Consider the following 26690-nt stretch of genomic DNA (forward strand, 5'->3'; position numbering starts at 1 on the left):
CCACCCTCACGCGGGATCTTCGATCCCCACGACCCCTCTCCCACACGGGAGAGGGGAGACCCTGCGTTTAATCCTTACCGCGGGCACCCTTGCCACCCGAGACTATTTGCGAACCGGGCGCGCCTCACGGCGCCAGGTCGTGCACCGGCGCCTTCACCGGGGTGTCGCTGCTGTTGAGCACCGTGTCGCTCACCGGCGTCGGCTTCAGCTGGCCGCGGTCGATCGCCGGCGGGGCCGGCAGCTGCAGCTGCTCGCTGGTATAGGCCCATTCCTGGGCCACCTTCTCCGGATCGTCGTTGAGGCGCTGGCCGTAGCTCGGGACGATCTGGCGGATCTTCGCCTGCCACTCGGGCGTGGCGACGTTCTTGGCGAAGACCTTCTGGAGCACCTCGAGCATGATCGGCGCCGCCGTCGAGGCGCCCGGCGAGGCGCCGAGCAGCGCGGCGATGCTGCCGTCCTTCGCGTTGACGATCTCGGTGCCGAGCTTCAGAACGCCGCCCTTGTCCTTGTCGCGCTTGATGATCTGCACGCGCTGGCCGGCCTGCCACAGGCGCCACTCGCCCTTCTTGGCATTGGGGAAGTACGCCCGCAGCGCCGCCAGCCGGTCGTCGTCGGAGAGCATCAGCTGGCCGGCGAGGTATTCCACCAGCGGGAACTCGTCGAGACCGACCCGCATCATCGGCCAGACGTTGCTGGTCGTGGTCGAGGTGAGCAGGTCGAGATACGAGCCCTCCTTCAGGAACTTGGTCGAGAAGGTCGCGAAGGGGCCGAACAGCAGGACGCGCTTACCGCCGAGCACCCGGGTGTCGAGATGGGGCACCGACATCGGCGGCGAGCCGACCGAGGCCTTGCCGTAGGCCTTGGCGAGGTGGAGCGTCGCGACGTCCGGATTCTCGTTGATCAGGAACGAGCCGCCGACGGGGAAGCCGGCATAGTCCTCGCCCTCCGGGATGCCGGAGGCCTGGAGCAGGTGCAGGGCGCCGCCGCCGGCGCCGATGAACACGAACTTGGCGTCGACCGCCTGCCGCGACCCGTCCTTGAGGTTGCGGGCGGTGACCCGCCAGGAGCCGTCGGCGTTCTTCGCGATGCCCTGGACCTCGGTCGAGACGTCGAGGCGGAAGCGCGGCTGGCGCCGGAGGTGGGCGACGTACTGGCGGGTGACCTCGCCCCACTCGACGTCGGTGCCGAGCGGCGACCAGGTGGCGGCGACCTTCTGGTTCGGGTCGCGCCCCTCCATCATCAGGGGGACCCACTTCTTCAGCTGCTCGGGGTCGGTCGAGAACTCCATCCCGGCGAACAGCGGGCTCGCCTTCAGCGCCTCGTAGCGCTTCCTGAGGAACTCGATGTTGTCGTCACCCCAGACGAAGCTCATGTGGGGCGTGTAGTTGATGAAGGTCTTGGGGTCCTTCAGCACGCCGTTCTTGACCTGCCAGGCCAGGAACTGGCGGGTGACCTGGAACGCCTCGTTGATCTCGACCGCCTTGGCGATCTCGACCTTGCCCTTCTTCTCAGGGGTATAGTTCAGCTCGGCGAGCGCCGAGTGGCCCGTGCCGGCGTTGTTCCAGCCGTTCGAGCTCTCCATCGCCACCGTGTCGAGGCGCTCGAGCATCCGGATCGACCAGCCGGGCTCCAGCTCGTTCAGCCACACGCCGAGCGTCGCGCTCATCACGCCGCCGCCGATCAGCAGCACGTCGACCTTGTCGGCGGCTTGCGCGAGGGCGAGCGACTCGGGCAGCGCCGTGGCCGCGAGGCCGGCGGCCGCGCCGCCGAGGATCTGGCGCCGGCTGATGCCGGCCGGAGAGGTGGTCTTGTCGTCGGCACGCATGGCCAAACCCCGTTCTGGTACAGGACCAGCGGGCGCGCGCACCCCCGGCCGTGACAGGCGTCCGATCGCGGGCGAGCCGCCGGCTCGCCGCGCAAGGCCTTTTCGGGTGGTTTCCTCGAAGGGCAGCCGCGGTACCCCGACGCTGTCGGTCCCTCGCGGCCTGAACAATCCCCGCCCGCGTCCGGATGGGCCGGAGGGCGGGGCGGCGTCCGCTTCGCCCGCTCTTCGCGGCGGCCTGACGGCCGCTTCGGGGGCTCTCTGGAAGACGCCGGCTGGTGTGGCTCGGTTATTCTGGGGCCGCGTCTTAGACGATGCCCGGGCAAAGGACAACGACCGCCCGACAAGGGGCCCGGCCGCAGCATTCATCGCCGGCCCGTGCTGTGGAACGCCGGCATTTCCTCACCGGCAGATCCGCTTCGGTGACGATTCGGTGTCCCGTCGGTGCCCGGATCCTCACAGGCGCGCGGCGATCACCTCGGTCAGGGTCACCGGGCGGCCGGCCTCGCGGGCGAGCCGCAGCAGGGTCGATTGGCGGAAGCGGGCATCGGCCGTGACCTCGCGGCCGAGCCAGTCCGGCAGGGCGACGACCTGCGCCTCGTGCTCCAGCTCGATCTCGGCGAGCACCATGCCGGCGAGCGCGCCGCCATACTCGTCCACGGTCCAGAGCAGCCCGCCATGCGGCACGCAGTGGCGCGTCTTCTCGATCAGGCAGGTCTCGCAAACGAGGCGCAGCATGTCCTCGGCCTCGTCGCGCGGGATCTCGTACTCGAATTCCGGCCGCGACAGGCCCTCGCGCCGGCCCTTGACGGTGAGCCAGGCCCGCTCGTCGTCGAGCCGCACCCGGACCTTGCCGCCGGCGAACTCACCCACGAGCCCGTCCGTGAGCCGGTGCCGGCTCACCGCCCGCTCGCGCCATCCCGCATGGGCGACCAGGAACTTCCGCTCGACCTCGTACCGCATCACCCTCGACCGTTCGTGCCCCGCCGCGCGGCGGCGGGCGCCGGGCGGTGACCGTACGGAACGCCCGACAAGCCCGGCCGTTGCCGGGGCGGCGCGGCTGATAGCTGATCGGGCCTGTGAGGGCTAGGGGCATTGCGTCAGTTCCGTGACGGTGCGAAACGGGCGACGAGCTCGTGCGCCTCGCCCGGATAGGTCAGCCGCACGACGGTGACCGGTCGCGCGGCGCTCCAGGTGCGGCGCTCGACGACGAGGCAGGGCGTGCCCGCCGGACAGGCCATCGCGGCGGCGAGGTCGGCATCGGCGCTTCGGGCGCGGATGCGGTGCTCGGCCGCGCTCCAGGGCACGTGGTGGACGAGCCACGCCCCCGGGGGCTCGGCGGAGAAGTCCTGCGCCTCGGCCTCCGGCACCGCCGCGAGGTGGATCAGCCGCTCCTCCAGGCAGAACGGCCGCGGCCCGGCCTCGTGCCGGCCGGTGAGGGCCAGGACCGGGGCCGGCGCGTCGAGCCCGAGCGCCGCGCGGTCGGCTCGCGTGCTGCGCCGGCGGCGCCGCTGGAGCAGGACGAAGCGGTAGGGCAGGCCGAGCGCCTCGACCTCGCTGCGGATCTCCGGAATCTCCAGCACCGCCGATTGCGAGTGCGGCTGGCGCACGAAGGAGCCGACCTTGCGCCGCCGCTCGATCAGCCCGGCGGCGGCGAGCTGGGTCAGCACCTTGTTGACGGTCATGCGCGAGCAGCCGAACTGCGCCGTCAGTTCGTGCTCGAACGGGATGCGGTGGCCGGGGGGCCAGCGGCCGGACAGGATGTGGCCCTGGAGCTCCGACAGGATCTGCTGGTGTAGGGAGATCGGCCGGGACTCGGGGCGGGCGGGATCGTGGGCGGTCATCGGGGATCAGGTCCGCTTTCTCGCGCGCACGCGCCGTCTCCTGCAACCGATCTTAACGACGGGCCGGCCGCCTCTCTCCTACCCGAGCTTGGCGCCGGACGCTGCATGACATTTCGACTTGGCTCGGTGCGATAATGGGAAGTCGCGGGATCCCCTCTCCCGTGTGGGAGAGGGGTAGGGGTGAGGGTGGCTCGGGTTCAGAATAGAACTCGACTGTTGAGCTACCAGCACGACGCTCAGCGGTTCACACTGAAGCGCACCACCCTCACCCCCGACCCCTCTCCCACACGGGAGAGGGGAGATGCGCTCCACTTGTGAAAGCTGGGTGAGTTGGAAGCGTTAACGACACCTCACTCCGCCATCAACCGCCGCAGCACCCCCGCATAGCGGGCCGCCACCGCCTCCCGGGCCACGTGCCGCCCGTCCGCGACCACCTGGCGGCCGTCCACCCACACCGCGTCGACCGCCCGCGAGCCCGCCGCAAAGATCCAGCCGTCGAGGAGCGCGTCGCCGTGGCGCTCGATCAGGGCCGGGTCCGTCCCGGACAGCGCGACGCAATCGGCCGGCGCCCCGGCCGCGAGCCCTCCCCTCTCCGCCGCGAGCGCCTGGGTGCCGCCGGCGAGGCCGGCCTCGAACAGTGCCCGTCCGGTCGAGGCGCCGGGCGCGGCGAGCACGTTGCGCTGCCGGTTCCCGAGGCGCTGGGCGTATTCGAGCTGGCGCAATTCGTCGGCGGCGCCGACCAGCACGTTCGAATCGGTGCCCACCCCGTAGCGCCCGCCGGCCGCGACGAAGCCGGGGGCGGGGAAGATGCCGTCGCCGAGGCTGGCCTCCGTCACCGGGCACAGGCCCGCGACGGCGCCGCTCTCCGCGAACCGGGCGGTCTCGTCCGCCGTCATGTGGGTGGCGTGGATCAGGCACCAGCGGGAATCGAGCCCCGCATGATCGAGGAGCCACTGCACCGGCCGGGCGCCGGACCAGGCCTCGCACTCCTCCACCTCGCGCACCTGCTCGGCGGCGTGGATGTGGACCGGTCCGCTGCCCGCGAGCGCCACCGCGGCGGAGAGATCCTCCGGCGTCACCGCCCGCAGGCTGTGGGGCGCGACGCCGAGCGTCGCCCCGGGGAGAGCCGCCAGAGCGGTGCGGGAGTCTTCGACGAGGCGGGCGAACAGGTCGAGGTCGCTGACGAAGCGGCGCTGGCCCTCCGTCGGCGCGAGCCCGCCGAAGTTCGACCAGCGGTAGAGCACGGGCAGCAGCGACAGGCGAAGCCCCGCGAGCGACGCCGCGGCGGCGATCCGCCCGGCCATCTCGGCGACGTTGGCGTAGGGCCGCCCGTCGGGCGCGTGGTGCAGGTAGTGGAACTCGCCGACCCGGGTGAAGCCGGATTCGAGCATCTCGACATAGGCCTGTGCGGCCACCGCCTCGGCCTCGTCCGGGCTCATCCGCAGGGCGAAGCGGTACATCGTCTCGCGCCAGGTCCAGAACGTGTCGGAGGACGGCCCCCGCCGCTCGGCGAGCCCGGCCATGCCGCGCTGGAAGGCGTGGCTGTGCAGGTTCGGCAGGCCCGGCACCAGCACCGCCACCCGCGTGTCGCCCGGCTCAGGCCTCCGGCCGGCCTCGACGGAGGCGAACCGGCCCGCCTCCACCGTGAGCCGGAGATCCGCCTGCCAGCCCGTGGGCGTCAGACCTTGAGCTGCGTGCAGTACGGTCATCGGCGCGTCTCCTGCATGGGCTTCTCGCGCTCCTGCGCGTCCCATCATGTCTATACAAAGCGTGTCGCTCATGTCTATACATATGCGGCGAATCACGGAGGAGACGCGCATGAGCGGGAGTGAAGGCGTGCCGCAGGTCTGGCGCAACGTCCGGCTCGCCACCTTCGCAAGCGGCCTCCCCGGCATCGGCGCGGTGGAGAAGGCGGCGCTCGCGATCCGCGACGGCCGCATCCTGTTCGCAGGGCCCGAGGCCGACCTGCCGGGCGCGGCGCTCGCCGGGGCCGAGGTGATCGACGGCGAGGGCCGCTGGATCACCCCGGGGCTGATCGACTGCCACACCCACCTCGTCTGGGCCGGCGACCGGGCGCACGAATTCGAGCTGCGTCTCGCCGGGGCCTCCTACGAGGAGGTGGCGCGGGCCGGCGGCGGCATCGTCTCCTCGGTCGGCTCCTTACGCGCGGCGAGCGAGGACGACCTCGTGCGCCAGACCCTGCCGCGGCTCGACGCGCTGATCGCGGAGGGCGTCACCACCGTCGAGGTGAAGTCGGGCTACGGCCTCGATTTGCTGAGCGAGCGCAAGGCGCTCCGCGCCGCCCGGCGGCTCGGGCAGATGCGGCCGGTCGGCATCCGCACCACCTTCCTCGGCGCCCATGCCCTGCCGCCGGAGGCCGGCGGCGACAAGGACGCGTATATCGCGGAGGTCGCGGACAGGATGCTGCCGGCGCTGGCCGCGGAAGGCCTCGTCGACGCGGTCGACGCGTTCTGCGAGGGGCTGGCCTTCTCGCCCGATCAGGTCGCCCGGGTGTTCGACCGGGCGCAAGCCTTGAGCCTGCCGGTGAAGCTCCACGCCGACCAGCTCTCGAATCTCGGCGGCGCCGCGCTCGCCGCGCGCTACCGCGCGCTCTCGGCCGACCACCTCGAGCACACCGACGAATCCGGTGCCGCCGCGATGGCGCGGAGCGGCACCGTCGCGGTGCTGCTGCCGGGCGCCTACTACTTCATCCGCGAGACCAAGCTGCCGCCGGTGGCGCTCTTCCGCCAGCACGGCGTGCCGATGGCGGTCGCGACGGATGCCAATCCCGGTACCTCGCCGCTGACCTCGCTGCTGCTCGCCATGAACATGGCCGCGACCCTGTTCCGCCTCACCGTCGACGAGTGCCTGGCCGGCACCACCCGCGAGGCCGCCCGCGCCCTCGGGATCCTGTCGGAGACCGGCACCCTCGAAACGGCCAAGCGCGCCGACCTCGCGGTGTGGTCGGTCGAGCGGCCGGCCGAGCTCGTCTACCGCATGGGCTTCAACCCGCTCCACGCCCGCATCCGGGGGACACGATGACCGAGACGATCACCCTCGTGCCGGGCGCGGTGCCGCTCGCCGGCTGGCGCGCGGTCTATCGCGGCGCTCCGGCCGTCCTCGATCCCGCCTGCGCCCCGGCGGTCGCCGAGAGCGCGGCGGCGGTCGCGCGCATCCTCGCCCGGGGCGAGCCGGTCTACGGCATCAACACGGGCTTCGGGAAGCTCGCGAGCGTGCGCATCGACGCCGCCGACCTCGCGACGCTCCAGCGCAACATCGTGCTCTCCCACGCCGCCGGCGTCGGCGAGCCGAGCCCGGTGCCGGTGGTACGCCTGATGCTGGCGCTCAAGCTCGCGAGCCTGGCGCAGGGCGCGTCGGGCGTGCAGCCCGCCACCCTCGACCTGCTGGGGGCGATGCTCGCCCGGGACGTGATCCCGGTGGTGCCGTGCCAGGGCTCGGTCGGCGCCTCGGGCGACCTCGCGCCGCTCGCCCACATGGCGGCCGTCATGATCGGCGTCGGCGAGGCCGTCACCCCCGCCGGCCGCCTGCCCGCCGCCGAGGCCCTGGCGGCGGCCGGCCTCGCGCCGGCCTCGCTCGGGCCGAAGGAGGGCCTCGCGCTCCTCAACGGCACCCAGTTCTCGACCGCCAACGCGCTCGCCGGCCTGTTCGAGGCCGAGACCCTGCTGCGCACCGCCCTCGTCGCCGGGGCGCTCGCCACCGACGCGGCCCGGGGCTCCGACGCGCCGTTCGATCCGCGCATCCACCTGCTTCGCCGCCACCGCGGTCAGATCGAGACCGCCGCGGCGCTCCGGGCGCTGATGGCCGGCAGCGCCATCCGGGCCTCGCACCTCGTCGGCGACGAGCGGGTGCAGGACCCCTACTGCCTGCGCTGCCAGCCGCAGGTGATGGGCGCCTGCCTCGACCTGCTGCGCCAGGCCGCCGAGACGCTCGCGACGGAGGCGAACGGCGTCTCCGACAATCCCCTCATCTTCCCGGAGACCGACGAGGCCCTGTCCGGCGGCAACTTCCACGCCGAGCCGGTGGCCTTCGCCGCCGACATGATCGCCATGGCTTTGTGCGAGATCGGCTCGCTGTCCGAGCGGCGCATCGCCATGCTGGTCGATCCGGCGCTCTCGGGCCTGCCGGCCTTCCTGACGCCGAGGCCGGGGCTGAATTCCGGCTTCATGATCCCCCAGGTGACCGCCGCGGCTTTGGTCTCCGAGAACAAGCAGCGGGCGATGCCGGCGAGCGTCGATTCGATCCCGACCTCCGCCAACCAGGAGGACCACGTCTCGATGGCCGCCCACGGCGCCCGCCGCCTGATGCCGATGGCCGAGAACGCCGCCGCGGTGGTGGCGATCGAGGTGCTGGCCGCGGCGCAGGGCTGCGACTTCCACGCGCCGCTGACCTCCAGCCCGGCGCTCGAGGCGGTGCGGGCGCGGCTGCGCGCCGAGGTGCCGCCTCTCGACGACGACCGGCATTTCCACCCCGACATCGCGGCGGCGCTGGCGCTGGTGCGGGATGGGAGCCTGGTCGCGGCGGTCGACGGCGTGCCGCTGCCTGTTCTCGGCTGATCACCCATGCCAGTGATCTCACAGACCTGACACCCTCCGCGTCATCCCGGGGCTCGCCGTAGGCGAGAACCCGGGATCCATGACCGCCGACGCCAAAGAACCGGGCGAACCGCGTTCCGGCTCATCCTCGACTGTTGGCGGTTATGGATCCCGGGTTCCGCTTTCGCGGCCCCGGGATGACGCGGAGGACTTCAAATCCGCTCGTTGAACCAACGATAGCCTCCCATCCGGAGCTCCCGCCCATGACCCGCATCGACAACGCCCGCATCGTCCGTGCCCCCCACGGCCCGGACCTCACCGCCAAGAGCTGGCTCACCGAGGCGCCGCTCCGGATGCTGATGAACAACCTCGATCCCGACGTCGCCGAGCGGCCGGGCGAGCTGGTGGTCTATGGCGGCATCGGCCGGGCGGCGCGGGACTGGGCGAGCTTCGACCGCATCGTGGCGGCGCTGAGGGACCTCGACGACGACCAGACCCTGCTGGTGCAATCGGGCAAGCCGGTCGGGGTGTTCCGCACCCACGCGGATGCCCCCCGGGTGCTGATCGCCAACTCGAATCTCGTGCCGCACTGGGCGACCTGGGAGCATTTCCACGAGCTCGATCGCAAGGGCCTGATGATGTACGGCCAGATGACGGCCGGGTCCTGGATCTATATCGGCAGCCAGGGCATCGTGCAGGGCACCTACGAGACCTTCGTCGAGATGGGCCGCCAGCACTATGCCGGCGACCTGTCGGGCCGCTGGATCCTGACGGCGGGCTTAGGGGGCATGGGCGGCGCGCAGACGCTTGCCGCCACCATGGCGGGCGCCTCCTGCCTCGCCGTCGAAGCGCAGGCCTCGCGCATCGAGTTCCGCCTGCGCACCGGGTACGTCGACGTCCAGGCCCGCGACCTCGACCATGCCCTCGCGCTGATCGAGGAATCCTGCCGAGCGAAGACCCCGCGCTCGGTCGCCTTGCTCGGCAACGCGGCCGAGATCTTTTCGGAGCTCTACGCCCGCGGCGTGCGCCCCGACTGCGTCACCGACCAGACCTCGGCCCACGACCCCGTCAACGGCTACCTGCCGGCGGGCTGGACGGTCGCCGAGTGGGAGGCCAAGCGCGAGACCGACCCCGCTGCCGTCGCGGCGGCGGCCAAGCGCTCGATGGCGGTGCACGTGCGGGCGATGCTCGATTTCCACCGCGCCGGCGTGCCGGTCGTCGATTACGGCAACAACATCCGCCAGATGGCCCTGGAGGAGGGCGTCGAGGACGCCTTCGCCTTCCCGGGCTTCGTGCCGGCCTATATCCGCCCGCTCTTCTGCCGCGGCGTCGGCCCGTTCCGCTGGTGCGCCCTCTCCGGCGACCCGGAGGACATCTACCGCACCGACGCCAAGGTGAAGGAGCTTTTGCCCGACAACCACCATCTCCACCGCTGGCTCGACATGGCGCGGGAAAAGATCCGGTTCCAGGGCCTGCCGGCGCGGATCTGCTGGGTGGGCCTCGGCGACCGCCACCGCCTCGGCCTCGCCTTCAACGAGATGGTGCGCAAGGGCGAGCTGAAGGCCCCGATCGTCATCGGTCGCGACCACCTCGATTCCGGCTCGGTCGCCTCGCCGAACCGCGAGACGGAGGCGATGCGCGACGGCTCCGACGCGGTGTCCGACTGGCCGCTCCTGAACGCGCTCCTCAACACCGCGTCGGGCGCGACCTGGGTCTCGCTGCACCATGGCGGCGGGGTCGGGATGGGCTTCTCGCAGCATGCCGGCATGGTGATCGTCTGCGACGGCAGCGAGGCCGCCGACCGGCGCCTGGAGCGGGTGCTGTGGAACGACCCCGCCACCGGCGTGATGCGCCACGCCGATGCCGGCTACGAGGACGCGGTGGCGTGCGCCCGGGAGCACGGGCTGGACTTGCCGTCGCTCGGCTGAGGGGTCCGTCGACGGCAACAGAACGCCTGTTTGGTTCAGCTGACCAAATTCAAACTTTCCGCGTCATCCCGGGGCCACGAAAGCGGAACCCGGGATGACACAGAGAGATGTCGGTCTATGTGCCACTCTTCCCAGATAACCAGAAGACCGGCGTCGGTATCGTTCGATCCTTTTCGAGGAAGTGTCCGCACTCTGCTCGACGTACTTCGGGAACTTGGCGTCCGCCTGCTTCAAGTGCTTCAGGAAGCTCCGGCGCAGTGAGGCTCGCAGGACCTCGAATTCATCGCCGCCGACTCGCAATCGCCCGTCCTGCGTCCATCTCGTCCACACCTGCAGCGTCCGGGATTGCGGGGAGACCGTGCGCAACCCCCCGCGCCGATCGCTCGTTCTCCCCACTGTTCCCGATATACGTCCGCGCGTCGCCGCGCCCGTCCCGCCACCCCGGGCATCGCGCAGGCGGCCGCCCGTGAACCGGGATCGTGATCGTCAATCCACTCCCCGCTCCGCCCCGGCTTCCGATCACCGATCCGCCTCGTCACCGACCGCCGGGGCGTACTTCACGAACGCTCCACCCTGGCGAGCCTCCCCGATCGTCCGCCCTCCCGCATCGCCGCCCGATCCCATTGACCTCGTGAATCCGCTCGTACGATGCGAGGTCAGGCGAGTCGAGATCCCGATCCTCCGCCCCGGAGAGTCCCACAGGAAAGCTTCCGCGAGTCGAGTCCAGCTCGCTCACCCCCGTTCGACAGATGCCGTGGCCGGCTGATTCGTTCCGGCGAGTCCGGTGGATTCCTGTGGGTGCCCTGTGGACCCCGCCTCGACTCGCGATTGCGGCCCCCGACTCGGAGTCGGACTCGCCGTCCGGCTTTTCCCCAGAATGCACCGCTTAGAGAGTTACAGGAATCTTTATCGATTTAGGCGCTCGGACGGCGGCGATTCCTGGAACTCGCCCAAATGCTTAATACGGGTGGGCCGTTCCCGAAGTACCGAGGATTCGTCCCCGAAGTACCGCGCGTCCTGTCCCCGAAGTACCGTGCCGGCGTTCCCGATCGCACGGTGGGCGTTCCCGAAGTGCCGTTCCGGCCGCGGAGCGTTCCCGAAGTGCCGACTCGACCTGAGTCATTCACAGGGATTCCGGGGATTTCCCCTCGGGGCCGCCCGCGTCGCCCGCCCTCTCCCTCGTACATCGGGAACGGACGGGCCTGTGGATCAGTGGGCGTCGCGCACGAAGCGCTCGGCGAACCCCAGGAAGGCGCTCTCGTAGTGCTTCGGCTCGCGGGTCGCGTCGCCCTCGAGCCAGTGGTCGAACTCGGTCTTCAGCCCGTACACGTCCCAGCCCGGATGGGCCTTGCGGCAGAGCGCGATCGTCTCGTCGGAGAGGTGGCGAAAGAGCGGCAGCACGGACGCGGCCTTCGGCTTGCGGGTGCGTGTGGAGCCGGACTTGGGCTTCGGGGCCGCCTCGATCAGCCCCTCGTCGGCGACGAGGTCGCGGCGGATCATCCGCAGGTGCGGCTCGCCGCGCTCCTTCTCCTCGAGCCGCAGGACGAAGCCCGGCAGCTCGTCCGCCTTGGCGATCTTGGCGATCTCGAACTTGAACCGGCGGTAGGTGCCTTCGGCGCCCGACTTCTCGAACAGCGTCGGCAGGCTGATGGCGAACCCCCCCTCCCCCGCCCCGCCGGCATGCTTGCGGGCGATGCGGTAGAGCCAGCGCTCGCGCCCGCCGGTGATGCCGAAATAGGCCGGGTCGATGGCGAGCACGCCGCCATCCATCAGCACGCCCTCGTAGAACCAGTCCGACAGGGTGATCGACATGCCGCGGCTGGCATTGGTCTCCTCGTCGATCGTGTCGTCGAACGAGTCGATCCAGCTGAACTGGCGCTCCTTGCGCTTGGCCTTCTCGGCCCGGATGTTGGTGCGCACCGAGGTCGATTGCAGGCGAAACAGCGCGTCGCGCAGGAGCTTGTACTGGCGCCCGCCGGTCTCGCGGCCGATGCCCTTCAGGAGGTCGTAGGGCATGAAGTGGAGCTTGCGCGGGATGTCGTTGCGGCCGCGCTTCTTCATCTCGCAGATCGTCGAGGCGGCCCAGATCAGGATGTCGGCATCCCAGATCGTCGCCATGCCGTAGGCCTGGTTCGGCAGCACCCGCACCCAGACCGAGCCGTCGGGGCTGGTGTAATCGATCTCCTTCAGGCGCTTCTGCTTGGCGATCGAGAAGAACGGCCGCTCCATCGTCTCCCGCTGGTCGCGGAAGTGCACGAAGGGCACCACCATGTCGATCTGGTCGTTGCGCCGATGGCTCATCGTCACGCCCGTGTCGCGTCCCTGGCCGGCGCGCAGGCCCGTCCCCGCGCCGCGCCGCCCCCTGCCGTCCCGTCGTTCCGCATCGCTCTCATGGCGCCGACGCTAGGGGCGGCCCGCCTTCCAAATCGTGGACGGAACAGGGTTTTTGGGTTCCATCCCCAATCCTCTTCAATCGCGGTTAACGCCGAATCCGAGAATCCGGCACCGGAACCTCCCGTGCCGGCCCGCCGTTCTCCCGCAACAGCCAAGCTCTTGCCGGGACCCCCGCCCATGCGCCTCGCCCTCGCCGCCCTCCTCCTCGCCACCGGCGTCGCCGCCGCCCACGCCCAGGGCACCGCCCGCGGGGCGCAGGACGGCGCGGCGCGGGGCGAGGCGATCGCCGGGCCGGTCGGCGCGGTGGTGGGGGGCGCCATCGGCGCCGCGGTCGGCACGGCCAACAGCATCCTGGGCATCGACCGGCGCGAGCGCTTCCGCATCTACGCCGCCGGCGAGCACCGGCCGTCCTTCCGCCACGAGGGGCCGGTGCGCGTCGGCACGGTGCTGCCGCCCGAGGGCGTGGTCTATTACGACGTGCCGCCGGAATTCGCCCTCAAGGGCATCAACTACACCATCGTCAACGATCACCCGGTCCTGGTCGAGCCGGGCACGCGCCGCATCGTCGAGGTGATCGATTGAGGTGCGCGGCGCGCGATCGTCCGTGACGCGAGGGCTGTATTCGGGCTAAGAGCCGGGGTCACCCTCCCCGGCCCGCGATGTCACGCCCTCCCGATCCGCCGACCGCCCTGTGCGATCCCGATCGCCTCGCCGCGCTCGACTCCTACGCGATCCTCGACACCCTGCCCGAGCGGGGGTTCGACGACGTCGTGCGCCTGGCGGGCCGGCTCTGCGACGCGCCGGTCGCGCTGGTGAGCCTCGTCGCCGGCACCCGGCAATGGTTCAAGGCCCGGACGGGTTTTCCGCTGCCGCAGACCGATCTCGGCCGCTCGGTCTGCGCCCACGCCCTGGCGCAGCCGGATTCGCTCCTCGTCATCCCGGACCTGACCCGGGATCCCCGCACCCGCGACAACCCGCTCGTCACCGCCGATCCCGGCATCCGGTTCTATGCCGGGGCGCCTCTGCGCACGCCGGAGGGCCACGTGCTCGGCACGCTCTGCGTGATCGACTACGTCCCGCGGCCGGAGGGCCTGACCGCGGGCGAGGCTGACGACCTGCGGGCGCTGGCGCGCCAGGTGATGGGCCTGCTGGCGCTCCGCCGGGCGAATGCGCAGCAGGAGGCGGCCTTGCGGGCGGCGCGGGCCACCGAGGAGCGCTACCGCCGGGCGGCGCAGGCGACGAACGACGCGATCTGGGACTGGGACTTCTCCACCGACCACGTCCTGTGGAACGAGGCGCTCGAGGCCGCCTACGGTCACACGCTCGCCGATGTCGCGCCGACCGGCGCGTGGTGGATCGACCACATCCATCCCGACGACCGCGCCCGGATCGACGCCTCGATCCACGCCGTCATCGACGGGACCGGGACGGCATGGCGCGACGAGTACCGCTTCCGGCGCGCCGACGGCACGTTCGCCCACGTCTTCGACCGCGGCTCGGTGATCCGCGACGAGGCCGGCCGGGCGGTGCGGATGATCGGCGCCATGCTCGACCTCACCGAGCGCCGGCGCGCCGAGGCCGAGCGGCGCGAATCCGAGCGCCGGCTCGACCTGGAGCGCGGCCTGCTCGAAGCGGTGTTTCGGCAGGCGCCGGTCGGCATCTCGGTCGCGGGCCTCGGCCCGGGCGCGCCGAACCTGATCAACGCCCAGGCCGAGGCGATCCTCGGCCACGCCCTCGGCGAGGCCGGGCTCACCCGCTACGGGTCCTTCTGCGCCGTGCACGCCGACGGGCGCGCCTACGTCCCCGACGAGTACCCTTCCCTGCGCGCCCTGCGGGACGGCGCGGTGGTGACCGCCGAGGCGATGCGCTACCGCCACGCGGCGACCGGAGCGCTTCGCCTGCTCGAAGTCTCCAGCAGCCCGGTGCGGGACGAGGACGGGACGATCCGCGCGGCGGTGACGGTCTTCCTCGACGTGACCGAGCAGCGCGATGCCGAGGCGGCGCTCCGCCGCCTCGCCCTCGTCGCCGAGCAGTCGAGCGACTTCATCGCCATCGCCGATGCGGACGGGGTCATCGACTACGTCAACCCGGCCGGCCGGACCCTGGTGGGGGTGAGCGAGGACGCGGCGCCGGAGGCGCGCCTGACCGATTTCTTCCCGTCCGACGACCTGCCCTTCGCCGAGGGCACGATCCTGCCCGCCATCCGGGCCGGCGGGAGCTGGAGCGGCGAGTTCCGCCTGCGCAACCTCGCCACCGGGGCCGTCACGCCGGTGCGCTACAGCCTGTTTCCCCTGCGCGGACCCGGCGGTGCGTTCGAGGGCTTCGCGGCGGTGAGTCACGACATCTCGGCCCGCAAGGCGGCGGAGGCGCAGCAGGAGATCCTCAACCGCGAGCTGAGCCACCGGCTCAAGAACACCCTGGCGATGGTGCAGGCCATCGCGGTGCAGACCCTGCGCAACGCCACCGACCCGGCGGCCGCCCGCGAGGCGCTGGTGGCCCGGCTGGTGGCGCTGGGCAAGGCGCACGACATCCTGCTCACCGGCGAGGGCGAGAGCGCCTCCTTGCGGGCGGTGCTCGCGGGCGCGCTCGCCATCCACGACGACGGCCGGCCCGGCCGCTTCCGGCTCGCCGGACCGCCGGTGCCGTGCGGGGCGCCGGCGGCCCTCTCCCTCGCCCTGATGACGCACGAGCTCGCCACCAACGCGGTCAAGTACGGGGCCCTGCGTGTCCCCGACGGCTACGTCACCCTCGACTGGACGGTCGGCGGCGCGGGCGCGCCGGTCCTGGCCCTGCGCTGGCAGGAGCATGGCGGTCCGCCGGTGACGCCGCCCGCCCGCAAAGGGTTCGGGTCGCGCCTGATCGAACGGGGGCTGGCCGGCACCGTCGACGGCGAGGTCGCCACGCATTACCCGCCCGAGGGGGTGGTGTGCACCCTGACGGCGCCGTTGGCGGAGCTGCAGCGGGAGGAGTGAGGGCCGCGGGTTCGGCGAGGTTGCCGTATCGGTTGCCCCACCACGAGTCACACCCTCCGCGTCATTCCGGGGCCGCGAAGCGGAGCCCGGACTCCAGACGCTCGTTTGTTGCAGAACGGAGCTGTGGCCGTTCCGCTTCTTCCTGAACGCCCTGCGGTTCTGGATTCCGGGCTCTGCTTCGCAGCCCCGGAATGACGCGGAGGGTGTCGAACCGACCGGTGGACGATCGGCCAGCTCCTCAGAACCGCACCACCTCGCTCCCGTTCACCGCCCGCACCACCCCGCTCGGCCGTCCCGCCGTCCCGGTGAGCCTGAGATGGCGCTCTCCCCCCGGCGCCAGATGGAACCAGTTGTCGGCCGGGCGCCCCTCGCCGTCGAGCGCCACGTGCACCGAGAGCGCGTGCCGCTCCGCCGCCACCCGCAGCACGAGGTCGTCCCGGTCCTCGACCAGGGCGGCGCAGAGGCCGATCTCCCGCGGCGTCGCGTCCCGGCCGGCCGGGAAATGGAACGCCTCGGCCAGGAGCGTCCCGTCGGCCCCGCTCAGCCGCAGATGCGCCAGGTCGTGCGCCGCCGGGCCGAAGCGGTAGGACGCGGTCGCGTCGAAGAAGCGGCCGAGCAAGGCGGCCGAGGACAGGGTGATCGTCTCGCGGGGCGCGAGCGACAGGGCCCGCTCCGCCCTGGCGGCGACCTTGCCGGTGGTGCTGGCGAAGCTGAGAGCCAAGGTGACGTCGAGGGCCTCGGCAGTCTCGTTCACCACGTGGGCGTGGAGGCCGTTCAGCCCCTCGTCCGAGAGCAGGGCCTGGACCGGCCGGAAGGCGCGCTTGAGGGCGTACCAGGCCGATTTCGGCCGCCCCGCCACGTCGACCACGCCCCAGCCGGCACCGGGCGCGAGGTCATGGTAGAGCCAGACCAGGCCGCCGGCGGTGGGCGAGCCGGCGCGGCGCCACTCGGCGAAGGTCGCCTCCATCACATCGGTGACGGCGGCGCGGCCGAGGGTGAGGTAGCGCTCCGGATCGTCGCGGCGCACGGTTTCGGGATCGATCCCGTAGAGAGCGCCGACGTAATGGTCGCGCACGCCCTCGAAATCCCAGTCGGCGCCGCGGTCGCGCGGGACGCCGTGGGCCCAGGCGGGATCGCGCGGGTCGCTCAGGCCCGCCTCGTGCAGGGAGACGGGTTCGGGCACGTTGGCGAAGGCCAGGCACTCGGAGGCGAAGCGCACCTCGGCCCGGCGCGCATCCTCGAACGGCCGGCCATAGGCGCCGACGCCGTAATAATGGGTCACGCCGGCATTGGTCGAGAACGGCAGGTCGCCGCCCGAGGGCGAGTTCGGCACCACGACGAGGTCGGGCCGGCGCACGGCCACTGCCTCGCGCAACATCGCCTCCACCGCCCGCGCCCGCCAGGCCGATTCGGGAAAGCCCAGCATCGCGGCCTGCTGCTCGATTTCGCTGCCGCCGCCGACGACGCAGAGCGAGGGCGAGGCCTGGCACCGGTCGAGGAGCTGCGCGATCTCGGATTCGAGTGCCGTGCGGAAGGCCGGATCGTCCGTCGGATAGTCGAAATTCGCCAGCATCAGGTCCTGCCAGACCAGGATGCCGAGCTCGTCGCAGAGGTCGTGGAAGGCTTGCGCCTCGTACAGCATCGTGCCGCCGACCCGCAGCATGGTCATGCCGGCCTCGGCGGCCAGCGCGAGCAGCGGGGCGTACGACGCGCGGTCGCCCGGGAGCCCGACGAGGTCGGCCGGGGTCCAGCAGGCGCCGCGGCAGAAGACCGGCACGCCGTTGACCGCGAGGCTCAAGCCCTCCGCGAAGGGGCGCAGTTGCGTGATGGTGCGGAACCCGACCCGGCCGATATCGAAGGTCCCGCCCCCCGCCTCGACCGAGACGGCGTGCAGCCGCGGCTCGCCGTGGCTGTGCGGCCACCACAGGGCGATGCCCGGCAGCGCGAGCCGGCCCTCGAACCGGCCGAGCGCGGTCTCGGGCAGCACGGTCTCGCGGCCGTCGCAGCGGAGCGTCACGGGGCCGCCGGCTCCGGGCAGGCTCAAGGCGAGGTCGAGGATCCCGGTCCCGTCCTCGACGCTCGCCCGCAGGTCGATCCCGGTCGGCCGACCCCCCTCCCCTCTCCGGGTGACCGGCCGGTAGGGTCCGACGGCGTCGACGCTCGGGCACCAGCCCGGCATGAAGCCGAGCAGCGTGGTGCGGGCGTGGCGCAGCGATCCGGGCGTGGCGAGCTGCGGCCGCCAGCGGCCGCGCTTGTGCGGCCGGGCGAGGTCCTGCGCCAGCGAGCGGAAGGCGAGCGCGAGCGTGTGGGAGCCGTCGAGATCGACCGCGACCTCGTGGGCGAGGAACATCGAGCGCGAGGTGAGGAGGAGATGACCGTCGAGCCAGACCTCGCAGAGCGTCGCCAGCCCCTCGAAGCGCAGGATCTCGCGGCCTTTCCCCGAGAGTGGCGTGCGGTACCAGATGTCGGAGCCGTGCAGCGGCGTCGGCTCGCGGTCCGACCATTGGCCGGCGGCGCGCAGCGCGCCCGCGGCGGTGCCGGGCACCGGCGCGGGGATGAAGCCCGAGAGGCCGGCGAGGTCGCCGGGACCGGCGCAGGCGCTGGGAGCGGTCACGATCATCTCCCACGGACCGTCGAGGGTCCGGTCGACGGTCCGCAGAAGGGCCATGCTGGTGTCGGTGCCTGCGCGAGGAATTGGTCAACAGTATCCCACCCACGACCTCATCCCGAGGTCGTGGGTGGGATGAAAATTTCACTGCGTTGCTGTTCTCGCCACTCGAACAGCCTCTCGTACAAATTCCGCTTTATCGGTTCCGAACGAGTAAAGCGCGGGATCCCCTCTCCCGGGTGGGAGAGGGGTAGGGGCGATCGAAGATCGCGCAGGGTGGCTCGGGTTCAGGATTAAGCACTGAGCATAGAGCTGCGAAGCTCGACGGTTCAGGATCGTTGCGGAACCCGAGCCACCCTCACCCCTAACCCCTCTCCCACCCGGGAGAGGGGAACGCACTTTATTCTGGAGTCGGACAGATCGCACGGACTATCGATCAGCCCGCCGCGAGCGCCCGGTCGAGCGCCGCGAACACCGCCGCGTAGGTCGCCTCGGCCGCCGCCAGACGCTCCGGCAGCCCCGCGAGCTTGCCGCGGGCGAAGGCGCGGGCGAGCTGGAACTGGAACGCCTTGGCCTCCTGTGCCAGCCGCGTCGCCGCCTCCGCCGCCTCGCCGAACGATCCCGCCCCCTGCGCGGTCAACCAGGCGAGGTGGCTGCCCAACAACTCGAAATTGGCCCCGAGCTGGCGGGTGGTGTTGAAGGCGTAGGAGTGGAAGGCCGAGAGCTGGCGCTGCACGAAGGCGTCGGGCTTCGCCGCCAGAGCCTCGCGGAAGGCGGTGACCGGGTTGTGCTTGGGAGCGTAGGCGCGGTGGCGGCGCAGCAGCGCCAGGGCGGCGTCCGTCAGCGCGGATCCGGTCAGGGCCGGGCCGCACGGCTTCACGAACTCGGCGTAGGGCAGGAGCCGCCCCTTCGCGAAGATCCCGTCGTAATCGGCGCCGGCGAGCTGGAAGCGCCCGGCATTGTGGAGGTAGTCGAGGAACCGCGTCTCCGGGTCGAGGGAGAGGATCGCGATCGTGGTCTTCGAGGCCTCGCGGCCGTAGGTGGTGCCGGCGGTGTCGGGCAGGTAGAAGGCGTCGACCTCGACGAGCACCGGCAGGCCCCGCGCCGCCTGGACCAGGCTGTGGCCCTCCAGGGTCTCGTAGAGCGCCAGCTCCAGGATCTCCAGGCCGTAGAGCGCCTCGAGGTCGGCGGGTTTCGGCTTGAAGAAGGTGAATTGATCGCCCTCGAAATCCTGCCGCAGGGTGAAGCCCAGCATCGCCTCGGGCGAGAGCCCCCGCAGGTGCAGGAGCTCGATCCAGAGGTCGACGTAGCAGTTCGTCTCCGGCCACGTCCGGTCGGCGGCGTGGAGCGCGTGCGGGCGATGGGGGGCCGCGGACGTCTCCGTCCGCGGCGCCTCGAGTGAGAGGGCGAGGGCGGCCGACATCGCCGCCTCAGCCGAAGAGCTGGTCGCGGACGCTCGCCGGCCAGGCGTCGAGGTCGAGGCCGTGATGGCGCAGGAGCGCGAGGGTGATCCGCTCCAGGCCGAAGCCGACGCAGGCGGTGTGCGCCACCGAGCCGTCGGCCTGGTCGATGCCCCAGGTCGTGCCGAAATGGTCCTGGTGGTAGTTGAAGCTGAGGCAGGCGGTCGGCTTCTCGACGCTGTTGACCGGCACGTTCAGCTCGAACTTCAGCGCCTGGGCGCGCTGGTTGTTGGCGAGCATCTTGCCGGCGCGGCCGAAGAACGGGTCGTTGGCCGGATCGATGGCGAGCGGCAGGCCGAGGTCGCTCATCATCTTGGTGCCGCGGGCGAGCCACAGCTCGCGGAAGGCCAGCACCTGCTCCGGCGTGCCCATGCGGACGTATTCGCGCATGCGGAACAGCTGCATGCGGGTCGGCTCCAGCGAGGGCTCGTGCCGGAAGCAGTAGGATTGCAGGTCGAACAAGAGCCCGTTCTCGGGCAGCCGGCCGCGGGCGGCGGCGACGGGATAGAGCGGGTAGCAGGCGGCCGGGGTCAGGACGATGTCGGTCGCCGCCTGCTTGGCGGTCCAGTCCTCGTCGGCATCGAGGCAGGCGAGCAGCCGGGCGTGGTCGGCCTCGTTGCCGCAGAAGCTGTGCACCGTGCCGGCGAGGTGCGGGAAGCCCTTGAGGTAGCCGCTGCGCTCGAAGCTGGAGCGGGCCATGCCGGGCGGGAAGCGCAGGGCCTCGGCGCCATCGGAACCGCCGATGCGCGAGACGAGGCGGTCGAGGGCCTCGACCACGCTCTCGAAGGCGCCGGAGCGGCCGTAGAGCCCGTCGACCCCGGTGCGGATCAGGAGGCCGCGGTCGAACAGGCGGTCGAGGAACGAGCGCGGCGCGGGCGCCGGGGAATCCCCGTTGGCAGCGGCCTCGTCGAGGGCCGGGAGAAGGTCGGAGGAGAGGCTCTGGTCCATCACGCGCTCAGGAGCTTGCCGCTGCCCTTCTGCACCAGCAGGAGGTTGGCGGTGTTGGAGAGGATGCGGTCGTTGCTGATCATCAGCGGCGCCGAGAGGACGTCGCGCAGCTGCCGGCCGAGGCTGAACGGGGTGCCGTTCTTGTAGCCGAGGATGCCGACCACGCCGAGCGCCCGCTGCACGATGTCGACGGCCTGGGCCGAGACCGTGGTCTTGATGTTGTTGAGCATGATCGAGAAGCCGATCGCGCTCAAAGCGTCGGGGTCGCCCTTCGCGGCCTCGTAGCGCGCGAGCCCGGCGACCACATTGCTCTTCATCGCCTGGAGTTCGTTGGCGGCCTCGGCGAGGCGGAGCGCCCCGGGGGGCACCTGGCCCGGCTTCTTGCGCGCCTCGCCCTGCACGAAGGCGCGGGCGCGGTCGACGGCATAAGCGGCGATGCCGAACCACACGCTGCCCCAGAGCAGGTGCGAGGCGGCGAGCATCGACTGCGCGGCGATCTCCGCGAAGGGCTTCTGCAGCACCTGCACGAGGGGCAGGCCCTCGGCCTTGAGCAGGAAGCCGTCGCTGCAGGTGCCGCGCATGCCGAGCGTGTCCCACACGCTGGTGCGCTCCAGCGTGATCTGGTTGGCGAGCAACGCCACCAGCACCTGGTCGGAGGTCGCGGCCTCGGGGTGGCGGCGGGCGGTGGCGAGGATCAGGTCGGCCTGCGCCCCGTAGGAGATGACGCTCGCCTCCTTGGTGAGGCGGAAGGTGTCGCCGTCCGCCTCGACGGCGCAGAGGCTGTTGCGCAGGTCGCCGCCGATGCCGGCCTCGGTGGTCGAGGAGGCGATGAGCAGCTGGTCGTCGGCGATCCGCTCCATCAGCCCGCAATGCCAGGCGCTGTCGATCCCGTGGGTGACGAGGCTCGCGAGCTTGATGTGGTGCATCGCGAACACCATCGCGGAGGCCGAGCAGGCGCGCCCGAGGATGGCGCAGAGCTCGGCGATCTCGCTCATCGAGGCCCCCTCCCCTCGCAGGGAGCGCGGGATCTGGATGCCGAGCAGGCGCTCGGCCTTGAGGGCCGCGACCGCCTCGGCCGGGAACCGGCCCTCGCGGTCGACCGCGTCGGCGTGCCGGGCCGCGATCTCCGCCACCCGCTTGGCCCGCGCGTCGAGGGCGCCGGCCGGAGGTGCCGCGACGGGCAGGGCCGCCGCGACCTCGACGTGCATGTTCATGCGGCCTCCTGCTGGCGAAGGCCCGCGACGGTGTCGCGGATGATGCGGATGGTCGAGAACGAGCGCCGGCCCAACGCCGAATCGGGAAACTCGATGTCGAACCGCTCCTCGAGGGCCAGCATCAGCTGCACCGAGCCGAACGAATCCAGCCCCTTCTCGAACAGGTCGTCGTCGTCCGACAGAGTGTCGACCACGCCCTTGAGTGCTTCGAGCGACTTCAGCACGTCCCGGATGTCAGAGATCTCGACCATGAGGCACCACCTTCCTGTCTGAGGCACGAGTCGCATCTGGCAGATGAGGATGCAATCTCGGGCGCAAGGCTTGGTAAATTTTCTGATGTTTATTTTAGGGAAAGTTTTGATCCATTGCGGCGGCGGGGAGTGGAGCCGAGTGGATGCGAGATACTAAACTCTGAACAGCTTAACGGCCGGCAAACCGCTTGAGCGATGGCATGACAGGATTTCATCAAGCTTACGGATTTCGTCGGGAGAGGGCGTGAGGTCTGCCACGCCGCGTAAGGTCTCGCGTCGTGTCGCCGTCCGGTGGCGAGGTGGAGCGGGTTCGTGTCGGTGGCAGTCGATTGAGTGTCTCTCACAGAACTTCCGATCGCCGTCGTCGCTGGCTGTGGCGGCGTCAGCGCGGCGGGAGTTTTGTGACGTGCACTTGGCGCCGATCCGGACCCTAGACCCGGCAGGACCCGCGATGAAGCGGCCGGCGCCGCCCCACTTCGATGTAGTCCGCCTGCCCGTCCGGGGGCGGCGCTGCCGCTCCGGGTGGAGGGGCGCCGCCCGAGAACCCCCCTCCCCCGCCGGTGGGGCGGCCCATCGGCGGGAGGCCCCAGGCACGTCACAGGCGCGTTTGGCTTGCGCAGGGCTTGCGCCGCATCCGGTCGGGTGATTGCGAATCGGGTGGGAACCGGGCCAATTGCAGTTTCAGCGCCGAACCGGCGAATTTTCTGCAAACAGGGTCCGTGGGGATGAATCAGCACAGGCCGCCGCAACCCCCTGCTCCCGTCGCGCCCGCCGCGATGATCGGCGCCCACGCGGCGACGCTCCGCGAGCAGCTGCAGGCGATCTCCTCCGGTCTGTTTCCGCCCACTGCCGCCAAGGGCCTGCGCCGCTTCACCTCGACCGAGGCCGCCCGGATCATCGGCGTGACGGTGTCGCGGCTGCAGCAGCTCGCTGCCGACGGGCTCGGGCCGCAGCCGGAGGTCTCGGCCAACGGGCGCCGCTCCTACACGCTGGCCGACATCCACGGCCTGCGCGCCTATCTCGACGAGAACACCCGGGGCGGCCGGCGCTACCAGCCGCGGCGCTCCGCCGCCGAGCACCTGCAGGTCGTGGCGGTGGCGAACTTCAAGGGCGGATCGGGCAAGACCACCACCACCGCCCACCTCGCCCAGGCCCTGGTGCTGCGCGGCTACCGGGTGCTCGCCATCGACCTCGATCCCCAGGCCAGCCTCTCGGCCCTGATGGGCGTGCAGCCCGAGCTCGATGTCGGGGCCGACGAGACCCTGTACGGCGCGATCCGCTACGACGACGCCAAGCCCCTGCGCGACGTGGTGCGCCCGACCTACTTCACCGGCCTCGACCTCGTGCCGGCCAATCTCGAACTGATGGAGTTCGAGCACGAGACGCCCCGCGCGCTGAGCCGCCGCCGGGCCGGCGAGCCCCTGTTCTTCGACCGGGTCGCCCACGCGATCGACAGCGTGGCCGAGTCGTACGACGTCGTCGTCATCGATTGCCCGCCGCAGCTCGGCTACCTGACGCTCTCGGCGCTCTGCGCCGCGACCTCGCTGCTGATCACCGTGCATCCGCAGATGCTCGACGTCGCCTCGATGAGCCAGTTCCTGGCGATGACCGAGGATCTGCTCGGCGTCGTGGCCGAATCCGGCGGGCGGCTGCAATACGACTGGCTGCGCTATCTCGTGACCCGCTACGAGCAGCAGGACGCGCCGCAGACCCGCATCGTCGGCATGCTGCGCACCCTGTTCGAGGACGCGGTGCTGACCGCCCCGATGCTGAAGTCGTCGGCCGTCTCGGATGCCGGCCTGTCGAAGCAGACCCTCTACGAGATCGGCCGCGAGAGCGTCACCCGCTCGACCTACGACCGGGCGCTCGAATCGCTGGAAGCGGTCAACGGCGAGATCGAGGGCCTGATCCGCCGCGCCTGGGGCCGGCCATGAGCCGCAAGTCGAACCTCGACGCGTTGTTCGGCGCCCGGCCGCAGCCGAAGCCGACACCCGCCCCCGAAGCCCCGCCGGCGCCGCAGGCCGAGGCGTTTGCAGCTGCAAACCCACCGCCGCCCGAGCCCGGGTTTGCAGCTGCAAACGCGGGTGCCCATGACCCTCATAGCGCGGAGCCCCGCGCCCCGGAGCGCAGCCGCAGCGGGCCGGTGCGGGCGATGAGCAGCACCCTGCGCGGGCTCGCCGCCCGCGCCGATGCCGCGGCGGAGATCGAGGCCGGTACCGTCGTCGTCGAGATCGAGCCGGAGCGGATCGACGATTCCTTCATCGCCGACCGGGTCGCCGACGCCAACGATCCGGGCCTCGCGGCTCTCGTCGAGAGCATCCGCGAGAGCGGCCAGCAGGTACCGATCCTGGTCCGGCCGCATCCCGAGAACCCGGAGCGCTACCAGGTCGCCTATGGCCGCCGCCGCATCCAGGCGGCACGGCGCCTCGCACGGCCGGTGCGCGCCGTGGTGCGTCCGCTCAGCGATGCCGAGCTTGTGGTGGCGCAGGGCAAGGAGAACCTGGAGCGGCAGGACCTGAGCTACATCGAGCGCGCCTTCTTCGCGCTCCGGCTCGAGGAGCACGGCTTCTCCCGCGCCACGATCACCGCCGCGATGGGCGTCGGCAAGGGCGACCTCTCGACCTTGATCTCGGTGGCGCGTACGGTGCCGGCGGAGATCGTGCGGGCGATCGGCCCGGCACCCGCCGCCGGGCGGCCGCGCTGGATGCTGCTCGCCGAGCGGATCAAGGCGGCCAAGCCCAGCCGGATCGACGGCCTCCTCGCCGAGCCCGGCTTCCGGGAAAAGCCGACCAACGAGCGCTTCGCCGCCGTGCTGAATGCGCTGGCGCCTCCCGCCGCGAAGCGCCCGGCGCCGCAGGTCTGGAGCGACGAGGCCGGCCGCGGCATCGCCCGGATCGAGCGCAGTCCCGATCGGGTCGCCCTGTCCTTCGACGAGGGCCTGGAGCCCGGCCTCGCCGATTACGTCCTCGACCGGCTGCCGGAGATCCTGACCGCCTACCGCGCCAGCCGCAAGCAGCCGTGACGATCACCCCGGCCGGGAACCGAAGCACCCGGTCGGGCCTGTCTCGGGACAATCGTCCGTATCGAGGCCCGCCATGCGCCACGCCCTTGTGATCCTCGCGCTGCTCGCCCCCGTCGCCGCGATCGCCCAGTCCGCACCCGACCCGGATCCCGCCGAGGGGCGCCGGACCTGCGAAGCCAAGGCCGACCGCAGCGGCATCACCGGCGACAATCGTGCGACGTATTTGCGCGAATGCGAGGCCGGCGAGCGTCTGAAACAGGGGACCGCGCCGCGCTGATCGGAACCGGTATGATCGGGCGCATCGATCGATCTGCAGACCGGCCGACCTCTCTCGACGTCATCCCGGGGCTCACTGACGGCGAAAACCCGGGATCCATGACCGCTGGCGCTTGAGAAGAGGTCGGAAGGCGCTCCGCTTCATCCGGCAGTGTCAGCGGTTGTGGATCCCGGGGTTCCGCTGCGCGGCTCCGGGATGACGATGGAGGATGAGATTTCTGCCGGCCACCGCGAACAAGCGCCGAGGCGAACGGCAACGGATCCGGCGCGTTGATGCCGCACAGGCACTCGCCGCGGAGCATCCGATGACCGATTGGCGGCCCATCGATCGCGCGCCCCAGGACGGGCGCTGGATCATCGCCATCCACCGGGACGAGCCGGACCGGCGCGCCGTGATCCGCTGGGATCCCGGGCGCCTCGGCGATGGCCGGCCCTGGCACGTCGCCACCACCGATTACGGCTACGCGCCGGACGCGTTCACCCACTGGACGCCGTTCCCGGACCCGCCGGAAGCGGGGCAGGGGACATGACCGGTGCCATGCCGCCCGACGCGACCGCCGTCACCCTCGGGGAGATCGTCTCGCGCCCCGGCGCCGCCCTGTGCGGTTTGGTGCTCGGGTTCGAGCGGGAGTGGCGGGCAAAGGATGCGGGCCTGCGCACTCACGCCCTCGTCGCCTCGGATGCGGCCGTCATCACCACCTCGGCGCTCAGCCTCTACGCTGTGGTGCGGCGGGAGGGGGTGACGCCGATCCGCTGCGGGTGATCCAGGGCCTGGCGCAAGCCATCGGCTCCATCGCGGCCGGGATGATCTTCGTCGCCCATCGCAGCCCGAAGAACCTGACCACGGCCGCGAGCGTCTGGTGCTCGGCCTTCGCCGGGATCGTCGCCGGGGCGGCACAATTCACGCTGCTCGCGGTCGCGACGGGGTTCGGCTTGACGATCCTGATCGTGTTGCGCCTGCTCGACCGCTTCGGCCTGCCGGGCCGCGAGGAGGGCTGACCGGCGAGATGCCCCAAGGGTCTCGGCTTCAAGGGTCTCGTCCTTTAGGACGGATTGTCCCGCCCGCGCCGGCATGGGACAAAATACAAGCACCGCCGCGATGGCGTCGCGGCGGTGCTCGCCCTCGACGAGGGCCTTCCTCCCCAGACTTCGGGCCGCTCTCGAGGGCGGCCTTTTTCGTGTCTGTGATCACAGTGGTATCCGGCGATCTGCGCCGGCACAAGCACAATTGTGCGTCATTCGCGGGCATCTGGCATTTTCATGCGCAGGCGGCGGGTGGCCCGGGGAGGGGAGGGCGGTCCGGTTTTGCTGGATGGAGCGCTGTTTTCTATTCTCCCCAGGGGCGCATTGTTCTGGTCGATGCAAGACGCGGCGCGTTCCCCTCTCCCGTTTGGGAGA

Annotated in this window: 21 protein-coding genes; 11 read left to right on the forward strand and 10 right to left on the reverse strand. The window is 71.3% G+C overall.

All coding sequences use genetic code 11. The features are described 5' to 3' along the window. Positions 1-124: 124 nt before the first annotated feature. The 4 genes from mqo to DK412_RS15160 all read right to left on the reverse strand — a co-directional run bounded on the left by mqo (position 125) and on the right by DK412_RS15160 (position 5375). Positions 125-1825 carry a malate dehydrogenase (quinone) gene (gene mqo, locus DK412_RS15145; RefSeq protein ID WP_109972597.1) on the reverse strand — a complete coding sequence of 567 codons (1701 nt, stop codon included), beginning with the start codon at positions 1823-1825 and terminating at the stop codon, positions 125-127. Between the two features lie 453 nt (positions 1826-2278). Beyond that, the gene (locus tag DK412_RS15150) at positions 2279-2785 is read right to left on the reverse strand and encodes a CYTH domain-containing protein (protein WP_109972598.1); all 507 of its coding nucleotides are present in this window, start codon (positions 2783-2785) and stop codon (positions 2279-2281) included. A 137-nt stretch (positions 2786-2922) separates the two neighbouring features. Then, positions 2923-3666, reverse strand: coding sequence for a histidine utilization repressor (hutC, locus tag DK412_RS15155; protein ID WP_109972599.1), 744 nt, complete (start codon positions 3664-3666; stop codon positions 2923-2925). A gap of 350 nt (positions 3667-4016) precedes the next feature. Then, positions 4017-5375 carry a formimidoylglutamate deiminase gene (locus DK412_RS15160; RefSeq protein ID WP_109972600.1) on the reverse strand — a complete coding sequence of 453 codons (1359 nt, stop codon included), beginning with the start codon at positions 5373-5375 and terminating at the stop codon, positions 4017-4019. A 109-nt stretch (positions 5376-5484) separates the two neighbouring features. Between DK412_RS15160 and hutI the strand changes: the two genes are divergently transcribed. The 3 genes from hutI (at position 5485) to hutU (ending at position 10147) form a co-directional block, all read left to right on the forward strand. Then, positions 5485-6708, forward strand: a complete 1224-nt coding sequence (gene hutI / locus DK412_RS15165) for an imidazolonepropionase (protein WP_109972601.1) — start codon at positions 5485-5487, stop codon at positions 6706-6708. Further along, positions 6705-8240: a histidine ammonia-lyase gene (gene hutH / locus DK412_RS15170; RefSeq protein ID WP_109972602.1), complete on the forward strand. Its 1536-nt coding sequence runs from the start codon at positions 6705-6707 to the stop codon at positions 8238-8240. Before hutI ends, hutH begins: the two co-directional genes overlap by 4 nt. A gap of 242 nt (positions 8241-8482) precedes the next feature. Next, positions 8483-10147 carry a urocanate hydratase gene (gene hutU, locus DK412_RS15175; protein ID WP_109972603.1) on the forward strand — a complete coding sequence of 555 codons (1665 nt, stop codon included), beginning with the start codon at positions 8483-8485 and terminating at the stop codon, positions 10145-10147. 1209 nt (positions 10148-11356) lie between these two features. Here hutU and DK412_RS15180 read toward each other — a convergent pair. Next, the gene (locus tag DK412_RS15180) at positions 11357-12448 is read right to left on the reverse strand and encodes a replication initiator protein A (protein WP_109972604.1); all 1092 of its coding nucleotides are present in this window, start codon (positions 12446-12448) and stop codon (positions 11357-11359) included. Positions 12449-12718: 270 nt separating this feature from the next. Here DK412_RS15180 and DK412_RS15185 point away from each other — a divergent pair, with 270 nt between their 5' ends. After that, a complete protein-coding gene (locus DK412_RS15185) occupies positions 12719-13123 on the forward strand; it encodes a DUF1236 domain-containing protein (protein ID WP_109972605.1) in 405 nt (134 codons plus the stop codon). 77 nt (positions 13124-13200) lie between these two features. Further along, positions 13201-15513: a PAS domain S-box protein gene (locus DK412_RS15190; RefSeq protein ID WP_109972606.1), complete on the forward strand. Its 2313-nt coding sequence runs from the start codon at positions 13201-13203 to the stop codon at positions 15511-15513. Between the two features lie 238 nt (positions 15514-15751). On the opposite strand, the gene DK412_RS15195 is transcribed toward DK412_RS15190, so the two are convergent. From DK412_RS15195 to DK412_RS15215, 5 genes are all read right to left on the reverse strand, one after another. After that, on the reverse strand, positions 15752-18181 hold the full coding sequence (locus DK412_RS15195) for a beta-mannosidase (protein WP_109972607.1): 2430 nt from the start codon (positions 18179-18181) through the stop codon (positions 15752-15754). A 376-nt stretch (positions 18182-18557) separates the two neighbouring features. Next, on the reverse strand, positions 18558-19544 hold the full coding sequence (locus DK412_RS15200; RefSeq protein WP_109972608.1) for a DUF1839 family protein: 987 nt from the start codon (positions 19542-19544) through the stop codon (positions 18558-18560). 7 nt (positions 19545-19551) lie between these two features. Then, positions 19552-20529 carry an amino acid--[acyl-carrier-protein] ligase gene (locus DK412_RS15205; protein ID WP_109972609.1) on the reverse strand — a complete coding sequence of 326 codons (978 nt, stop codon included), beginning with the start codon at positions 20527-20529 and terminating at the stop codon, positions 19552-19554. After that, positions 20529-21737, reverse strand: a complete 1209-nt coding sequence (locus DK412_RS15210; RefSeq protein ID WP_109975287.1) for an acyl-CoA dehydrogenase family protein — start codon at positions 21735-21737, stop codon at positions 20529-20531. Before DK412_RS15210 ends, DK412_RS15205 begins: the two co-directional genes overlap by 1 nt. 2 nt (positions 21738-21739) lie before the next feature. Continuing rightward, entirely contained in the window at positions 21740-21994 is a 255-nt protein-coding gene (locus tag DK412_RS15215; protein WP_109972610.1) for an acyl carrier protein, read from the reverse strand. Positions 21995-22719: 725 nt separating this feature from the next. Between DK412_RS15215 and repA the strand changes: the two genes are divergently transcribed. The 6 genes from repA to DK412_RS31425 all read left to right on the forward strand — a co-directional run bounded on the left by repA (position 22720) and on the right by DK412_RS31425 (position 26291). Then, on the forward strand, positions 22720-23928 hold the full coding sequence (repA, locus tag DK412_RS15220) for a plasmid partitioning protein RepA (RefSeq protein WP_109972611.1): 1209 nt from the start codon (positions 22720-22722) through the stop codon (positions 23926-23928). Continuing rightward, complete coding sequence (gene repB, locus DK412_RS15225; RefSeq protein ID WP_109972612.1) at positions 23925-25016, forward strand: plasmid partitioning protein RepB; 1092 nt, start codon at positions 23925-23927, stop codon at positions 25014-25016. Before repA ends, repB begins: the two co-directional genes overlap by 4 nt. A 73-nt stretch (positions 25017-25089) precedes the next feature. Then, positions 25090-25293: a hypothetical protein gene (locus DK412_RS15230; RefSeq protein WP_109972613.1), complete on the forward strand. Its 204-nt coding sequence runs from the start codon at positions 25090-25092 to the stop codon at positions 25291-25293. A gap of 304 nt (positions 25294-25597) precedes the next feature. After that, entirely contained in the window at positions 25598-25822 is a 225-nt protein-coding gene (locus DK412_RS15235) for a hypothetical protein (RefSeq protein WP_109972614.1), read from the forward strand. Continuing rightward, the gene (locus DK412_RS31420; protein WP_280953949.1) at positions 25819-26055 is read left to right on the forward strand and encodes an MgtC/SapB family protein; all 237 of its coding nucleotides are present in this window, start codon (positions 25819-25821) and stop codon (positions 26053-26055) included. Before DK412_RS15235 ends, DK412_RS31420 begins: the two co-directional genes overlap by 4 nt. Then, positions 26052-26291: an MgtC/SapB family protein gene (locus DK412_RS31425; protein ID WP_280953950.1), complete on the forward strand. Its 240-nt coding sequence runs from the start codon at positions 26052-26054 to the stop codon at positions 26289-26291. The genes DK412_RS31420 and DK412_RS31425 overlap by 4 nt, the downstream gene beginning before the upstream one ends. The last annotated feature ends 399 nt before the right edge of the window (positions 26292-26690 follow it).

The sequence above is a fragment of the Methylobacterium sp. 17Sr1-1 genome, from assembly GCF_003173775.1.
Lineage (GTDB): Bacteria > Pseudomonadota > Alphaproteobacteria > Rhizobiales > Beijerinckiaceae > Methylobacterium.

What these genes read in the sequence shown, in the direction of transcription:
- DK412_RS15160 (WP_109972600.1), bottom strand. Translation starts at nt 5,375, where the DNA reads ATGACCGTACTGCACGCAGCTCAAGGTCTGACGCCCACGGGCTGGCAG.
- hutH (WP_109972602.1), top strand. Translation starts at nt 6,705, where the DNA reads ATGACCGAGACGATCACCCTCGTGCCGGGCGCGGTGCCGCTCGCCGGC.
- DK412_RS15235 (WP_109972614.1), top strand. Translation starts at nt 25,598, where the DNA reads ATGACCGATTGGCGGCCCATCGATCGCGCGCCCCAGGACGGGCGCTGG.
- DK412_RS15200 (WP_109972608.1), bottom strand. Translation starts at nt 19,544, where the DNA reads ATGTCGGCCGCCCTCGCCCTCTCACTCGAGGCGCCGCGGACGGAGACG.
- DK412_RS15190 (WP_109972606.1), top strand. Translation starts at nt 13,201, where the DNA reads ATGTCACGCCCTCCCGATCCGCCGACCGCCCTGTGCGATCCCGATCGC.
- hutI (WP_109972601.1), top strand. Translation starts at nt 5,485, where the DNA reads ATGAGCGGGAGTGAAGGCGTGCCGCAGGTCTGGCGCAACGTCCGGCTC.
- DK412_RS15230 (WP_109972613.1), top strand. Translation starts at nt 25,090, where the DNA reads ATGCGCCACGCCCTTGTGATCCTCGCGCTGCTCGCCCCCGTCGCCGCG.
- mqo (WP_109972597.1), bottom strand. Translation starts at nt 1,825, where the DNA reads ATGCGTGCCGACGACAAGACCACCTCTCCGGCCGGCATCAGCCGGCGC.
- DK412_RS15195 (WP_109972607.1), bottom strand. Translation starts at nt 18,181, where the DNA reads ATGGCCCTTCTGCGGACCGTCGACCGGACCCTCGACGGTCCGTGGGAG.
- hutU (WP_109972603.1), top strand. Translation starts at nt 8,483, where the DNA reads ATGACCCGCATCGACAACGCCCGCATCGTCCGTGCCCCCCACGGCCCG.
- repA (WP_109972611.1), top strand. Translation starts at nt 22,720, where the DNA reads ATGAATCAGCACAGGCCGCCGCAACCCCCTGCTCCCGTCGCGCCCGCC.
- DK412_RS15180 (WP_109972604.1), bottom strand. Translation starts at nt 12,448, where the DNA reads ATGAGCCATCGGCGCAACGACCAGATCGACATGGTGGTGCCCTTCGTG.
- DK412_RS31420 (WP_280953949.1), top strand. Translation starts at nt 25,819, where the DNA reads ATGACCGGTGCCATGCCGCCCGACGCGACCGCCGTCACCCTCGGGGAG.
- DK412_RS15215 (WP_109972610.1), bottom strand. Translation starts at nt 21,994, where the DNA reads ATGGTCGAGATCTCTGACATCCGGGACGTGCTGAAGTCGCTCGAAGCA.
- DK412_RS15150 (WP_109972598.1), bottom strand. Translation starts at nt 2,785, where the DNA reads ATGCGGTACGAGGTCGAGCGGAAGTTCCTGGTCGCCCATGCGGGATGG.
- repB (WP_109972612.1), top strand. Translation starts at nt 23,925, where the DNA reads ATGAGCCGCAAGTCGAACCTCGACGCGTTGTTCGGCGCCCGGCCGCAG.
- DK412_RS15205 (WP_109972609.1), bottom strand. Translation starts at nt 20,529, where the DNA reads ATGGACCAGAGCCTCTCCTCCGACCTTCTCCCGGCCCTCGACGAGGCC.
- DK412_RS15210 (WP_109975287.1), bottom strand. Translation starts at nt 21,737, where the DNA reads ATGCACGTCGAGGTCGCGGCGGCCCTGCCCGTCGCGGCACCTCCGGCC.
- DK412_RS15185 (WP_109972605.1), top strand. Translation starts at nt 12,719, where the DNA reads ATGCGCCTCGCCCTCGCCGCCCTCCTCCTCGCCACCGGCGTCGCCGCC.
- hutC (WP_109972599.1), bottom strand. Translation starts at nt 3,666, where the DNA reads ATGACCGCCCACGATCCCGCCCGCCCCGAGTCCCGGCCGATCTCCCTA.